This window comes from Paraburkholderia sp. BR10937 (assembly GCF_040965695.1).
Lineage (GTDB): Bacteria > Pseudomonadota > Gammaproteobacteria > Burkholderiales > Burkholderiaceae > Paraburkholderia.
In genome coordinates this window covers 50,189-64,778 of record NZ_JBFRCL010000031.1, presented here as the reverse complement: position 1 = coordinate 64,778, position 14,590 = coordinate 50,189, and the positions used below count along the sequence as shown (strand labels likewise).

Here is a 14,590-nt window from a genome sequence, read left to right as displayed (position 1 = left end):
TACCTCCCTGCCGTAGCAAGAACGCAATGGGCGAGATTGTCGCGCAGCTTGATCGCGCAGCCAACCGGAGTTTTCAAAAAATCTGACTAATTACACGCGCAAATGCCAGCAAAAAGGAATGCATAAATCATTGCGCGCCTAAACCGGCACGGCACATTTGGAGGCGCAATTAAATCCCGGCTCGCGCCGAAAGGCATTTTAAAACTATGCTGAATAATATTGGGCGCCGCACCAATGTGCGGGCTTTGCGGCATGCGCCGCGAACGGTCTGGTGGTCGAAGGGCAACACAGGCGCGCACTCACGCACCGTCATGGCTAGCAGCGAAAATGCTCGATATCCTGTCCCGCGTGCTTATAGCGCAACAGCCAGCCCGGCATATCGCCCTCGCCATTCCACGTATTCCCGTATGCGTCGCGGTACTTGGGTAGTTTTTCGCTTTCAGCAATAGACGCTTCAAGCTCTTCGAACGTAATGCCGTACTCTTCCATGCGGCGTCGAATCCACACGATGAGCCGTTCGCGCGCCTCTCCATCGAGGTCGAACATCGATTAATTCCTCTCGCTTCGTCAAGGGCAAGGCACCGATACAACGATCGGCAAAGAATGGTCTTCCCTGAAAAGACAAAGGCTTCGCGCATGAACTGCGAAGCCTTGCTGCACTGATGAGGTGGCCTGGATGTGGAGCCCGCGACCGGTTCGGAGGGGATCTGCAGTCCGCTGCTCCGCTCTCAGGTGACGCCGCTACAGGTGAGCGAACGTTTGCTGCAAGCGGAACCCATGATACCTTGCGCGCGCGGCACAGATCAAGCGGTTTCAAGGCAGAGCGGGCCTCTGCGGCCCGCTCCGTTCCCTTAGCTTGAAGCCGCTGCGCCCGTTGCGCGCCGCACTGGTGCAGGCTTGCTTTCGGCCGCGCTCACGCCGCCCTGGCCACGCGCCAGCACAGGCGCGAGCGCCGCACCAGTGTGGCTCGCCCGCACCTTCGCAAGCGCTTCGGGATCGGCCGCGGCGACGATCGTGCCACCGCCCACGCCGCCTTCGGGCCCGAGATCGATGATCCAGTCGGCTTCGGCGATCACGTCGAGGTCGTGCTCGATCACGACGACGCTATGCCCTGCGTCCGCGAGACGATGCAGCACGCTGATGAGGCGCGCCACGTCAGCCATGTGCAGGCCCACCGTGGGCTCGTCGAGCACGTAGAGCGTGTGCGGCGCCTTCTGGCCGCGGCGCGTGATGTCGTCGCGCACCTTCGAGAGCTCGGTCACGAGCTTGATGCGCTGCGCTTCGCCGCCCGAGAGCGTGGGCGAAGGCTGGCCGAGCGTGAGGTAGCCGAGACCCACGTCCTTCATGAGCTGCAGCGGGTGCGAAATACTCGTGATCGAGCCGAAGAACTCCACCGCCTCGTCGATTTCCATCGTCAGCACTTCGCCGATGTTCCGGCCGCGCCACGTCACGGCCAGCGTTTCCGGATTGAAGCGCTGGCCGTGGCACACGTCGCATGGCACCTTCACGTCGGGCAGGAAGCTCATACCGATGGTGCGCACGCCCTGGCCTTCGCACGCGGGACAGCGTCCGTCGCCGGTATTGAACGAGAAACGCGACGCGCTATAGCCGCGGGCGCGCGCCTCGAGCGTATCGGCAAAAAGGCGGCGGATCGCGTCCCATACGCCGATATAGGTCGCGGGACACGAGCGCGGCGTTTTTCCGATCGGCGTCTGGTCGACTTCGAGCACGCGGTCGATGCTTTCCCATCCGCTAATCGAATCGCAACCCTGCCACGTGTGCGAAACCTCGAGCTTCGGCTTCGCGCTCGTGCGCGCGAGCACGCTCGAACGGCGTTCCGCGGCGCTCGGCGCTTTCTCCTTCACCGCCTTGCGCGCGCGGCGCTCGGCAGGCGAAGACAGCACCGAACGCCCCACGGCGTCGAGCAGATTGGATAGCAGCACGTCACGCGCGAGCGTGGACTTGCCGGAGCCGCTCACGCCCGTAATCGCCACGAGACGTCCGAGCGGAATCTGCGCGGTGACGTTGCGCAGGTTGTGCAGCTTGCCGCCGTGCACGGTGAGCCACTGACCCGGCACCGCCTCGCGTCCCGCGCGCACCGGACGCACTTCGCGGCGCGGCTGCAGCGGGTGCTGGATCGGATGTGCAAGATAGCGGCCCGTGAGCGAATCGGCCTGTGCCGCGAGATCGGCCACACTGCCCTGCGCGACCACGCGGCCGCCGCGCTTGCCAGCGCTCGGACCAATGTCGATGATGTGATCGGCGCGCCGGATCGTGTCCTCGTCGTGCTCGACCACGACGAGCGTATTGCCCTTCTCGCCGAGGCTGCGCAGCGCGTCGAGCAGGACCTGGTTGTCGCGAGGATGCAGGCCGATGGTCGGTTCGTCGAGCACGTAGCACACACCCTGCAGATTGCTGCCGAGTTGCGCGGCGAGACGAATGCGCTGTGCCTCGCCACCCGAAAGGCTCGGCGCGGCGCGATCGAGGCTCAGGTAGCCGAGCCCCACTTCTTCCAGGAACTGCAGCCGGCTGCGGATTTCGCTCACCACGTCGCGCGCGATCTGCGCATCGCGGCCGTTGAGTTTCAGCGTATCGATCCAGCGGCGCGTATCCGCCACGGTCCACTGCGCAACGTCGACGATGGGGTGCGCGTCGAACGTCACAGCGCGCGCCACCGGATTCAGACGCGTTCCGCCGCAATCGTGGCACGGCTCGTCGACCATGCCGTCGGGTTCCTGCTCTTCCGAAGGCAGGGTCTGCTCGCGGCCACGGCCGTCTTCGGCGACGATCGTGTCGTCGTAGGCGGCGCGCTGCTCGCGCGTGAGCGCGAGGCCCGTGCCCACGCAGGTCGTGCACCAGCCGTGCTTGCTGTTGTACGAGAACATACGCGGATCGAGTTCCGGATAGCTCGTGCCGCACACCGGGCAGGCGCGCCGCGTCGACAGCACCTTCACCTCGCCGATGCTCGCCGTCGAGCCGCCATTGCCCAGCACGTGATGGAGGCCGTCGAGAGGCGCGAGCAGGTGCACGATGCCCTTGCCCGCTTCGAGCGTCGCGCCGAGCATCGTGCGCAATTGCGCCTCGTTTTCAGGCTTGATCACGAGGTCGCCCACCGGCAACTCGATCGTATGCTCGCGGAAGCGGTCGAGCTTGGGCCACGGCGCGACGGGCACGAATTCGCCATCCACGCGCAGATGCGTGTTGCCGCGCGCCTTCGCCCACTTCGCGAGATCGGTGTAGACGCCCTTGCGATTGACGACGAGCGGCGCGAGCAAACCGACATGCTGGCCGCGGTGTTCGCGCAGCAGTTGCGCGACGATCACATCGACGCTCTGCGACGTGACGGGTGTGCCGTCATGCACGCAGTGCTGCACGCCGAGCTTCACGTAGAGCAGACGCAGGAAGTGCCACACCTCGGAGGTCGTGGCGACCGTGCTCTTGCGGCCGCCGCGCGAAAGGCGCTGCTCGATCGCGACGGTCGGCGGAATGCCGTACACGGCATCGACTTCGGGGCGTCCCGCGGGCTGCACGATCGAACGCGCATACGCGTTGAGCGATTCGAGGTAGCGACGCTGGCCTTCGTGAAAGAGGATGTCGAACGCGAGCGTGGACTTGCCCGAGCCCGACACGCCCGTGATGACGTTGAAGCGGCCGTGCGGAATATCGACGTCGAGCGCCTTGAGGTTGTGCTCGCGCGCATTCACGATGCGCACCACGTCCTCGCCCTGTACCTCGCGGCGCGCCTGCGCGGCACGCAACGCGGTTTGCAGCGCCACGCCCTCTTCCTCCGCCAGCAGTTCGACGCCGCTGCCAAGTGAGGCTTCATAGCGCTCGAGCGCCGCGCCGGTATGCGAACGCGGGCAAGCGATCACATCTTCGGGCGTGCCGACGCACACCACTTCGCCGCCTGCATCGCCGCCTTCGGGGCCGAGATCGATCAGCCAGTCGGCGGCGCGGATCACGTCGAGGTTGTGCTCGATCACGAGCAGCGAATGACCGCCCGCGAGCAGCTTGCCGAAGGCGCGCATCAGCTTGGCGATGTCGTCGAAATGCAGGCCCGTGGTCGGTTCGTCGAACATGAAGAGGCGGCCGCCCGCCTCCTTGCCGCGCGACTGTGCGGTTTCCGCGAGATAGCCCGCGAGCTTCAGGCGCTGCGCTTCGCCGCCCGAGAGCGTCGGCACCGGCTGGCCGAGCTTCACGTATTCGAGGCCCACGTCCACGATCGGCTGCAGCACACGCAATACGTCGGCATCCTCAGCGAAGCATTGCACCGCTTCGCTCACCGTGAGGTCGAGCACGTCCGCCACCGAAAGCGTGCGGCCCGCGCGCTCGATCTTCACTTCGAGCACTTCCGCGCGATAGCGGCTGCCGTCGCAATCGGGGCAACGCAGGTACACATCGCTCAGGAACTGCATTTCGATGTGCTCGAAACCCGAGCCGCCGCAAGTCGGGCAGCGGCCTTCGCCCGAGTTGAAGCTGAACATGCCCGCCGTGTAGCCGCGCTGCTTCGCGAGCGTCGCCTTGGCGAACAGCTTGCGGATCTCGTCAAACGCGCCGACATAGCTGGCCGGATTCGAGCGCGCCGTCTTGCCGATCGGCGACTGGTCGACGAACACGGCATCGCTGATTTGCTCCGCGCCGCTCAGCTTGCGGAACGTGCCCGGCGCTTCGGTCGCCTTGCCCAGATGCCGCGCGAGCGCGGGATACAGCACGTCCTGCACCAACGTCGATTTGCCCGAGCCCGAGACGCCCGTCACGCAAACGAGCCGCTGCAGCGGAATCTGCACGGTCACGTCGCGCAGGTTGTGCTCGCTCGCGCCTTCGAGCAGCAGGTTCGGCGTGGACGTATCGACGGGGCGTCGCTCCCAGTGCGAAGCGTCGGCGACGGCACGGTGGCCGCCCAGGTACTCGCCCGTCAGGGTGCCCGACGAGCGGATATCGTTCGGCGTGCCGTCATAGACGATCGAGCCGCCGCGTTCGCCGGGGCCGGGACCCATGTCGATGAGGCGGTCGGCCGCGAGCATCACGGACGGATCGTGCTCGACCACGACGAGCGTGTTACCCGCATCGCGCAGACGTTGCATCGCTTCGACGATACGGTTGAGGTCGCGCGGATGCAGGCCGATACTGGGTTCGTCGAGCACGAACAGCGTTTTCGTGAGCGACGTGCCGAGCGCCGTGGTCAGGTTGATACGCTGCACTTCGCCGCCCGAAAGCGTGCGACTCTGGCGGTCGAGCGTCAGATAGCCGAGGCCCACGTCGCAGAGATACTTCAGGCGCGTGCGCACTTCCTCGAGCAGCAGCTTCAGCGCATCGTCGAGCAATGCTGAGGATAGCGAAAGATTGTCGAAGAAGCGCCGAATGCGCTCGATCGGCAGCAGCATCACGTCGTGCACGGTGAGGCCCGGCAGCGCTTCGAGCTGCGCGCGTGTCCAGTCCACGCCGTGCGGCAGGAAGCGCCCCGATGGCGCGAGCACGTCGTCCGCGTTCTGCTGCGTGCCGAGGCGCCATTGCAGGGCCTCGGTTTTCAGGCGTGCGCCGCCGCAGGTTTCGCACGGCGTGTAGCTGCGGTACTTCGACAGCAGCACGCGAATGTGCATCTTGTAGGCCTTCGATTCCAGATACTGGAAGAAGCGCTTCACGCCGTACCACTGCGTCTGCCAACTGCCCTTCCAGTCCGGCGCCCCGTTGATGACCCAATCGCGCTGCGCTTGCGTCAGTTCCGACCATGCCGTATCGCGCGGAATGCCGGCCTTCGCGGCATAGCGCATCAGGTCGTCCTGGCATTCCTTCCACGCCGGCGTCTGCAGCGGCTTGATCGCGCCGCCGCGCAGCGTCTTGCGCTCGTCGGGTATCACGAGGCCCCAATCCACGCCGATCACGCGGCCAAACCCGCGGCACGCGTCGCAGGCGCCGTAGGCCGAGTTGAACGAGAACAGCGCGGGCTGCGGATCGGCGTAGCGCAGATCGCTGTCCGGGCAGTGCAGCCCCGTCGAGAAGCGCCAGATCTGCGGCTCGGCCGCAGCTTCGGCGTCACCGCTCTCGAGCACGTAAATATTCACGCGCCCGCTGCCGCGCTTGAGTGAGGCTTCGATCGCCTCGATCGCGCGGCTCTTCTCCACGTTCTGCATGCGGAAACGGTCGGCGACCACGTCGAGCAGCTTGCGCGTGCCTTCGGTGGTCTTCACCTCGCGCTGCGCCTGCACGCGCGTATAGCCGCTCGCGGAGAGCCACTGCGCGACTTCTTCCTCGGTGGTCGTATCGGGCAGCTCGACCGGAAACGTGACCACGAGACGCGGGTCGCCCGCGGCCGTGCGCGCCATCAGTTCGGCGTAAATCGTCTCGGGCGTGTCGTGCCGCACGGGCTGCGCCGTGACGCGGTCGAACAGATTTGCGGCGCGCGCGTAGAGCAGCTTCAGGTGGTCGTTCAGCTCCGTCATCGTGCCGACCGTGGAGCGCGAACTGCGCACGGGGTTGGTCTGGTCGATGGCGATGGCGGGCGGCACGCCGTCCACACGATCGACCTGCGGCCGGTCCATGCGGTCGAGGAACTGGCGCGCGTAGGCGCTGAACGTTTCGACGTAACGGCGCTGCCCTTCCGCGTAAAGCGTGTCGAAGACGAGGCTCGATTTGCCCGAGCCCGAAGGCCCGGTGACGACCGTCATTTCGCCGGTGTGCAGGTCGAGGTCGAGGTTCTTGAGGTTGTGCTGGCGGGCACCACGGATTCGGATGGATCGGTTATCGCTCACTTGCGCTGGCATTCCGGCTGGATCACACGCGTGGGGCCGGACGGCGCGCGAAATGGGGCAAATACGCGGCGCGGCCCGGCAACTTGCAGCGCGGCGCGCGCGGGAAATCGACGCGCGGCCCTGGCTGTCAGGCTAGGATTCTACTGTATATTTATACAGCACGCTGGATGGCCGTTCAGCTGAGTCCGGGCCGCCGGTTGCCCCGTTTTTACGCGCCAGATCGCCCTATTGCGCTGCGGCACGCCACATGCCTTCGTACGCCGCCTCGACGCCGCGCGCGAAGCGTTCGCCGTCCATGAGTGGCGAATGCGCCATGCGTTCGCGCAGCGTGGCGCGCAGCTTCGCGAGGCACGGCAGGTCGTTCGCGAGACTCACCGCCGTCTCCACGAAGGCGTCGTCTGAATCGGCGGCCAGTTCGGCAAGCCCCAGGTTCGCGAGCTGGCTCAATCCCGCGCGCCCCGCCACGGTCGCCCCGATCCGGGTGACGACGGGCACCCCCATCCACAGCGCGTCGAGCGAGGTGGTATGGCCGTTGTACGGCAACGTGTCGAGCCCGAGATCGACCTCGTGATAGCTGCGCAGATAATCGGCGCGCGGCCGGAACGGCAGGAAGCGCACGCGCGCCGGGTCGATGCCGGCCCGCGCGATCCGAAGCGCGAGGTGGCGCCTCGCTTCGCCCTCGGCGGCCATGAGCACGAGGCGCGCCTCAGGCAAGCGGGCGAATACACGGGCCCACTGGTTCAGCGTCGTATTGGTGAGCTTGCACGGGTTGTTCAGGCTGCCGAACGTGACGTATCCCGCGCTCGATGCCGGCAGCGCATTCACTTCGGGTTCCGAAGCAAGCGGGTCATAACACCAGAACGTGTGCGGCAAACGCCACGACTTTTCGCTGTAGTGGTTATCGTGCGCGGGCGGATCGAGCCAGGGATCGGTGAGCCGCCAGTCCATCGCGCCGATTCCCGTCGTGCCCGGATAAGCGAGCCAGGCGACCTGCACCGGCGCCGGCTTGCGAGCGAACAGCAGAGGCCGGCCATTGGACATGTGCATCGTGAGATCGACGAGGATATCGATGCCGTCCGCACGGATCTGGTCCGCCAGTGCCGCGTCGCTCAACGTGCGCACGTCGTGCCACTCGTCGACGTGCGCGGCAAGTCGTGCAGTCCTCGCATCGGGCCTGACCACGCTCGAATACGCGTGAATCTCGTAGCGCGTGCGGTCGTGATGGGCGAACAGCGGCGTCATGAACAATGCCTGGCAATGCTCACGAAAATCGCCCGATACGTAACCGATGCGCAAGCGCCTTCCCGCAGCGGGTTCGACAGGCGCCTGCGTGCGTTGCACGCCGAGCGGCGCTTCGTGCTGCGCGGACCAGCGTCTCGCCTCGTCGAGAATCGCCTGCGGGTCTTCGGCCTGGAACGACAACGCGTACAGAAGATTGCTGTGCGCGATGAGGTTGCCGGGTTCACCCGCCACGGCCCGGCGAAAGCATTCGATGCCTTCGTCCAGGTCCCCGCAGTCCTTCAGCACGTTGCCGAGATTGTTGAGCGTGGCCGAGCGCGACGGATCGAGGTCGAGGGCCTGGCGCAACAGCGCTTGCGCCTCGTCGAGGCTGCCGAGCGTGCGCATCAGGTTGGCGGCGTTGTTGAACGCGTCGACGAAATCCGGCCGGGCGCGGATGGCCGTTTCGTACGCTACACGTGCAGCCGGGTAATCGCCGAGATCGCGGCAGACATTCCCAAGGTTGTTCGCCGCTTCCGCATGCGCCGCGTCGAGCGCCAGCGCTCGGCGATATTGCGCTTCGGCCTCACGCAAACGGCCGCGCGCCTGCAGCGCGACGCCATAGTTGTAGGCCGCATGCGCCATATGCGGTTCGATGGCCACCGCGCGTTCGAGCAGGGGCAATGCCTCGTCCAGACGCTCCAGACGCGTCAGCAGCACGCCGAGGTTGATCATCGCGACTGCCGTGCCCGGCGCGGCCGCCAATGCGGCGCGCAAGCTGTCGAGTGCTTCCTCGTCCCGACCCGCTTCCTGCAGCAGCGTGCCGAGGTTCGTCAACGCGTTGACATCGCCCGGCTGCAAGGCGAGCGCGCGGCGATACGCGGCCTGAGCCTCGCCGGAGTCGCCCAGCAGACGCAGACAATTGCCGAGGTTGTTCCAGGCGTCGGCCCGGTTCGCTTCGCGCTCCAGCGCAGTGCGCCACGCCTCCACCGCTTCCGCCAGCGCACCCTGCGCCTGCAGCGCCGAGCCGAGCCCGCACCAGAGATCGGCGGACGACGCGTCGTCCGCCAACAGACCGCGATAGACCTCCGCCGCTTCGGCATGGCGTGCGGCCATGGCATACGCCTGCCCCAACGCTTCGCGATAGCGCCGCTGACCGGTGTCGACAGCGAGCGCGCGCTGCAACCAGCCGATCGCCTCACCCGGCGCGCCTTCCTGCAAACCGATCACGCCGAGACGAAACATCGCACCCGCGTGCGTTGCGTCGGCTTCGAGCAGTTGGATGTACAACTGACGCGCGCGCAGCAGGTCGCCGGCGAAATGGCTCTCACTGGCGCGCTCGTAAAGGGAGTCGTTCTGCATCGGGCTCATTGAATTCGTTACCAAACCTTATTCAATATTAACGGCACTTTCTTTCGAAATCTTCTCAGCCGTTTTATTACCAACTATTGAGCAAGTTCATCGCACACGACAATTCTTTCCTTCAAACTCGAAAGGCAAGCGGACGTGCGGCGACACCGCGATGCGCAACGCATCCGGCCGCGCGCCGCCACTCAGCTTCGACAGGAGCCCAACGATGAACAAGACGATGCAAGCCGCGGTAGTCCGCGCATTTGGCAAACCCCTCGTGCTGGAGGAAGTGGCCGTCCCCACTCCGGGGCCAGGCGAGCTGCTCGTGAAAATCGAAGCGTGCGGCGTGTGCCACACGGACCTGCACGCCGCGCACGGCGACTGGCCCGTGAAGCCGCAGCCGCCGTTCATTCCCGGTCACGAGGGCGTGGGCTATGTCGTGGGTGTGGGTGCGGGCGTCACGCACGTGAAGGAAGGCGATCGCGTGGGCATTCCTTGGCTCTACTCGGCATGCGGCCATTGCGAACATTGCCTCGGTGGTTGGGAAACGCTTTGCGAGCAGCAGCAAAACACCGGCTATTCGGTCAACGGCGGGTTTGCGCAATACGCGAAAGCCGACGCGAATTACGTCGGCCTGCTGCCGAAAAATATCGACTTCATCGAAATCGCACCCGTGCTCTGTGCCGGCGTGACGGTCTACAAGGGCCTGAAAGTCACCGACACGCGCCCTGGCAACTGGGTCGTGATTTCCGGCGTGGGCGGCCTCGGCCACATGGCCGTGCAATACGCGCGTGCGATGGGACTCAACGTCGCCGCCGTCGATGTCGACGATACGAAACTCGAACTGGCAAAACGCCTCGGCGCGACCGTGACGGTCAACGCGAAAACGACCGATCCCGCTGCGTATCTGAAGAAGGAAATTGGCGGCGCGCACGGCGTGCTCGTGACCGCGGTCTCGCCCATTGCGTTTTCGCAGGCGCTCGGCATGGTGCGCCGGGGCGGCACGGTGTCACTGAACGGCCTGCCGCCCGGCGACTTTCCGCTGCCGATCTTCGACATGGTGCTGGGCGGCGTGACGGTGCGCGGTTCGATCGTCGGCACGCGTCTCGACCTCGAAGAGTCGCTGATGTTCGCACAGGAAGGCAAGGTCAAGGCGACCGTCTCCACGGAAAAACTGGAGAACATCAACGACGTGTTCGCACGCATGGAGCGCGGCGCGATCGAAGGCCGCGTCGTGCTCGATATGGCGGGCTAGGCGGCGCGCGGCCGCTCAATGAACAACGCGCCGGACACCGCTGCAAAGCGATGTCCGGCGCGTCAATGGATCGCCGCAACGATTGCGGCACATAGTGCGGCTTCAGTCCGCGACGTCCACACCCTTCAGCAGCTTCACTTCGGGCGGCTCCGTCACCCACGCACCAATCTTCGCGCGGTACGCCACGAAGTGCGCGCTATCGCGATGCGCCTGCAACGCGGCCTCGTCGACATAGGTTTCATAAAGGTAAAAGCCCGGTGCGCCATCGGCGCGGCGCAGCAGGTCGTAGCGCAAATTGCCCGGCTCCTTGCGCGTGTGCGAAACCATGTCGCGCATGAGTGCCTCCACATCGGCGACATGCTCGGGCTTGGGCGTGATGCTCGCGAATAGATAGACGGTCATCGTCATTCCCTCATCGTCAACGGTTGAACCGGTCGGCCAATATCAGCCGACCTTGTAGCGCTCGAGCCAGTGCGCGTACGGCGCGGGCAAGGTCCACGCGGCACGTTCGACGCCCAGTTCCTGAGCCGCGAAATACGGCCAGTGCGGATTCGCGAGATGCGCGCGCCCGACCATCACGACGTCGAGTTGCTCCTTCGCCACCGAGCGCTCGGCCAGTTCCGGCGTGCCGATACCCCATGCCGACGACACCGGCAGACCGGCTGCGCGACGCACCTTTTGTGCAATCGGCGCGAGGAACGCGGGCGCCCACGGAATCTGCGCGGCGGGCGTCGAGAAACCGACGCTCACGCCCAGCATGTCGAGGCCTTCGCGCTTGAAGCCCTTGGCCAGTTCGATCGATTCGGCGAGCGTTTCCTCGTCGCGGCCATCGTACTCGATCACACCGAAGCGCGCCGTCAGCGGCAGGTGCTCCGGCCAGACCTTGCGCACCGCGGCCAGCGTTTCCAGCAGGAAACGGCTGCGGTTTTCGAGGCTGCCGCCATAACTATCGTCGCGCTGGTTCGAATGCGTCGAGAAAAAGCTCTGCGCGAGATAGCCGTGCGCAAAGTGCAGTTCGAGCCATTGGAAGCCGGCTTCGAGCGCGCGCTTCGCCGCGGCCACGAAGTCCTCGCGCACGCGTGCGATATCGTCGAGCGTCATCGCCTTCGGCACCTTCGGCAAATGCGCGCCGAACGCCGTTGCCGAGGGCGCGATGGTCTGCCAGCCGCGCGCGTCACCTTCGGCGATGTGGTCGTCGCCTTCCCACGGGCGGTTCGCGCTCGCCTTGCGGCCCGCGTGCGCAATCTGGATGCCGGGCACGGCGCCCGCTGCCTTGATCGCCGCGACGGTGGGCTTGAACGCCTCCATCTGCGCGTCGTTCCACAGGCCCGTGCAGCCCGGCGTGATGCGGCCTTCGGGCGAAACCGCCGTCGCCTCGACGATCACGAGGCCCGCGCCGCCGCGCGCGATCTGCGCGTAGTGGACGTGGTGCCAGTCGTTGATCACGCCATCGACAGCCATGTACTGGCACATCGGCGGCACGGCGATGCGGTTGCGCAGGGACACGCCCTTGAGCTTGAACGGTTCGAACAATGCGGACATCTACAACTCCTTTCTTGGCACAGGTCGCGCCTCGCGCGGCACCTGCGCCGGTTGGCAAAAACGGGATTTCCTTGCGGCGACGCGCAGCCGGACACGCGCTGCGAGCGCGCCTCGCAGCGTTGCCGAAAGGAAATCGAGGGAAGCGAACGCGCCCGCCAAAGACGCGCGCGTTCGCGCAACATCACGCGCGGCGCAGCGCCGCGAGCAGGGCTTCAGCGACCGGCTCCGACGAAGCCGGGTTCTGGCCCGTGATGAGCAGGCCGTCGATTGCGACGTGCGGCTGCCAGTCGGCGGCCTTCGAGTACTGGCCGCCGTTGGCCTTCAGCATGTCCTCGACGAGGAACGGCACGACGTCGGTCAACTGCACGGCGGCTTCTTCGTCGTTCGAAAAACCGGTGACCGACTTGCCGGCCACGAGCGGCTGGCCGTCCGCCCGCTTCACCTGACGCAGCACGCCCGGCGCGTGGCAGACGGCAGCGACAGGCTTGCCCGCGGCGATCGTCTTTTCGATCAGCGCGATCGAAACCGGATCTTCGGCCAGGTCCCAGAGCGGGCCGTGGCCGCCCGGGTAAAACACGGCGTCGAACGCGCTCGCGTCGATATCGGCGAGGCGTTTCGTATTGGCAAGCGCCGTTTGCGCCGCGGTATCGGATGCGAAACGCCGCGTCGCATCGGTCTGCGCGGAGGGATCGCTGCTCTTCGGATCGAGCGGCGGCTGGCCGCCCTTCGGCGATGCGAGCGTCAGTTCCGCGCCAGCGTCGCGCAGCGCGTAGTACGGCGCGGCGAATTCCTCGAGCCAGAAGCCCGTCTTCTTGCCCGTGTTGCCGAGGTCCTCGTGCGAGGTCAAAACGATCAGTACCTTCATCGGCGTTCCTTTTTGGGTTGGGTTCGGGCGCTCGCGCGCCCTTTGGAAACCGGGCTTATCACGCACTATTAGACCGGTCGTCTAGTAATTCCGCGCAATGCGCGACAATTGCGCGCACTTCACGCGCTGCCGCTGCTTTGCGTTCGCTTAGTTGCCCGCAGGCAGATTCAACAGGATGCGCGTGGTCGCCATCGCCGCATCGAGCGGCTTGCGGTCGCGGTGGATCTTCTCGAGCAGCGTCGCACCGAGCCACAGTTCATAGAGCGTCACCGCCATCGTCGCGGCGTCGTTCACGCCCGCGAGCGAGCCATCCGCGCGCCCTGCGTCGAGACACGCTGCAATGCGCGAGATCGTCGCGTCGGTGCCGAGACGCAGGGCCTCGCGCATCGCCTCGGAAAGGTCGCTGACCTCCGCGCCCAGCTTCACTGCGAGACATTTGCCCACAGGATCGTCGGCGCACTGGATCAGGCGCCAGTCGTCCCAGTAGCGCATCAGCTTCTCGGCCGCCGTGCCCGGCGCACGCACCAGCAGATCGTCGAGACGCTCCGCATACTCGGCGAAATACGACGTGAGCAACGCTTCGCCGAACGCTTCCTTCGAGCCGAAATAGTGATAGAACGACCCTTTAGGCACACCGGCGGCCGCGAGGATCTCATTGAGACCGACTGCGGAAAAGCCCTTGCCCAGCAGAATGGGCATGGCGGTATCGAGGATGTGTTGCCGCACTTCGACGGCTGCCGCTGCATTCATGAGGTGACATGGTACAAAGCGATTAGACCAGTCGTCTAGTAATCTCCCATGATGAGTAATGGCATTGCATCGCACCCCGCAACCAGGTAACCAGGAAGAGGCAACCCATGACGTCACGCACCCTGCTTTGTTACGGCGATTCCAATACGCACGGCACGAAGCCGCTGACCGTGCCCGGCGTGTCCGAGCGATTCGGCCCCGCCGACCGCTGGCCCGGCGTGCTGCGCGAGGCGCTGGGGCCGGGCTGGGCGATCATCGAGGAAGGCCTGCCCGCGCGCACCACGGTTCACGACGATCCCATCGAAGGCCGCCACAAGAACGGGCACGCCTATCTGCGCCCATGCCTCGAAAGCCAGTTGCCCGTCGACGTGGTCGCGCTGATGCTCGGCACCAACGACCTCAAGACACGCTTTTCCGTCACGCCCACCGACATTGCGAACTCGGTCGATGTGCTGCTCGAAACGCTCGTCGCGTGCCGCGCGGGTCCGGGCGGCTCCACGCCGCACGTGTTGCTCATGTCGCCGGCGCCGATCGAAGAGATCGGCTTTCTCGGCGAGATCTTCACGGGCGGCGCCGCGAAATCGCGCCTGCTTGCGCCGCTCTACGAGCGCGTGGCCGTGAAGTACGGCTCGGCGTTTCTCGACGCGGGCGAGTTCGCCACCGTTAGCCCCACCGATGGCATTCACTACGAAGCCTCGCAACACCACCGGCTCGGCAAGGCCGTCGCGGAAGTCGTGCGTCAGCGCTTCGGCGCATAAACGAATTCGCGAGCGAAAGAGTCGCAAAAAGAAAAACGCCGCCGGGCCCGAAGGCCAGGCGGCGTTTCCATTTGCGCTTCACCCGAAGCGGGCGAAGCGCAAG

Annotated in this window: 9 protein-coding genes; 2 read left to right on the top strand and 7 right to left on the bottom strand. The window is 65.7% G+C overall.

From position 1 onward, the window contains the following. Positions 1-315 precede the first annotated feature (315 nt). From AB4Y44_RS24590 to AB4Y44_RS24580, 3 genes are all read right to left on the bottom strand, one after another. The gene (locus AB4Y44_RS24590) at positions 316-546 is read right to left on the bottom strand and encodes an H-NS family nucleoid-associated regulatory protein (protein ID WP_368701136.1); all 231 of its coding nucleotides are present in this window, start codon (positions 544-546) and stop codon (positions 316-318) included. Between the two features lie 305 nt (positions 547-851). Beyond that, positions 852-6,749, bottom strand: a complete 5,898-nt coding sequence (gene uvrA / locus AB4Y44_RS24585; protein WP_368701135.1) for an excinuclease ABC subunit UvrA — start codon at positions 6,747-6,749, stop codon at positions 852-854. Positions 6,750-6,974: 225 nt separating this feature from the next. After that, the gene (locus tag AB4Y44_RS24580) at positions 6,975-9,329 is read right to left on the bottom strand and encodes a tetratricopeptide repeat protein (RefSeq protein ID WP_368701134.1); all 2,355 of its coding nucleotides are present in this window, start codon (positions 9,327-9,329) and stop codon (positions 6,975-6,977) included. A 214-nt stretch (positions 9,330-9,543) separates the two neighbouring features. Between AB4Y44_RS24580 and adhP the strand changes: the two genes are divergently transcribed. Beyond that, entirely contained in the window at positions 9,544-10,572 is a 1,029-nt protein-coding gene (gene adhP, locus AB4Y44_RS24575) for an alcohol dehydrogenase AdhP (protein WP_342923830.1), read from the top strand. Positions 10,573-10,674: 102 nt separating this feature from the next. On the opposite strand, the gene AB4Y44_RS24570 is transcribed toward adhP, so the two are convergent. From AB4Y44_RS24570 to AB4Y44_RS24555, 4 genes are all read right to left on the bottom strand, one after another. Continuing rightward, positions 10,675-10,974, bottom strand: coding sequence for a putative quinol monooxygenase (locus AB4Y44_RS24570; RefSeq protein ID WP_368701133.1), 300 nt, complete (start codon positions 10,972-10,974; stop codon positions 10,675-10,677). A 42-nt stretch (positions 10,975-11,016) separates the two neighbouring features. Continuing rightward, entirely contained in the window at positions 11,017-12,114 is a 1,098-nt protein-coding gene (locus AB4Y44_RS24565) for an NADH:flavin oxidoreductase/NADH oxidase (RefSeq protein WP_342923832.1), read from the bottom strand. Positions 12,115-12,295: 181 nt separating this feature from the next. Then, a complete protein-coding gene (locus tag AB4Y44_RS24560) occupies positions 12,296-12,979 on the bottom strand; it encodes a type 1 glutamine amidotransferase domain-containing protein (protein ID WP_342923833.1) in 684 nt (227 codons plus the stop codon). 147 nt (positions 12,980-13,126) lie between these two features. Then, positions 13,127-13,729, bottom strand: coding sequence for a TetR/AcrR family transcriptional regulator (locus AB4Y44_RS24555; protein WP_342923834.1), 603 nt, complete (start codon positions 13,727-13,729; stop codon positions 13,127-13,129). A gap of 107 nt (positions 13,730-13,836) precedes the next feature. On the opposite strand from AB4Y44_RS24555, the gene AB4Y44_RS24550 reads away from it, so the two are divergent. Continuing rightward, positions 13,837-14,487, top strand: coding sequence for an SGNH/GDSL hydrolase family protein (locus AB4Y44_RS24550; protein ID WP_368701132.1), 651 nt, complete (start codon positions 13,837-13,839; stop codon positions 14,485-14,487). Positions 14,488-14,590 lie beyond the last annotated feature (103 nt).